Annotated in this window: 1 protein-coding gene; it reads left to right on the top strand. The window is 71.8% G+C overall.

Going from position 1 to position 461, the window contains the following annotated elements; genetic code table 11:
• Positions 1 to 461, top strand: a 461-nt coding sequence (locus tag LG396_RS38920) for an acyltransferase domain-containing protein (protein WP_225798332.1), incomplete at both ends; no start/stop codon positions are given.

The following is a 461-nucleotide window of genomic DNA, read 5'->3' as shown; positions in this document are numbered from 1 at the left end:
CGCGGGAGTGATCACCGCCGACCGCACGGAACTCCACGAAGCCCTCACCGCACTCGCCGCCGGCGCCACCCACCCCTCGCTGGTCGCCGGCCCCGGGTCCGCCGAGACCGGTGGGCGGCTTGCCGTGATGTTCTCCGGGCAGGGCAGCCAGCGACCCGGCATGGGCCGCGACCTGTACGAGACCTTCCCCGGCTATGCCGAGTCGTTGGACGAGGTGTGCACAGCGCTGGACCAGCACCTCGACACCGAGGTCCCGCTACGGGACGTGATGTTCGCCGAACCCGGCAGCGAGCACGCCGCGCTGCTGGAAACCACGCTCTACACCCAGCCCGCCCTGTTCGCCCACCACGTGGCCGGCTACCGCCTGCTCCAAAAGGCAGGCGTTCAGCCCACCGCGCTCATCGGCCACTCCATCGGCGAACTCTCCGCCGCCCACCTCACCGGCACCCTCCCCCTCGCCG

It is taken from the genome of Streptomyces aculeolatus (assembly GCF_020400605.1).
GTDB lineage: Bacteria > Actinomycetota > Actinomycetes > Streptomycetales > Streptomycetaceae > Streptomyces > Streptomyces aculeolatus.
The sequence above is the reverse complement of the archived record's forward strand: the minus strand, read 5'-3'. Positions and strand labels throughout refer to the sequence as shown.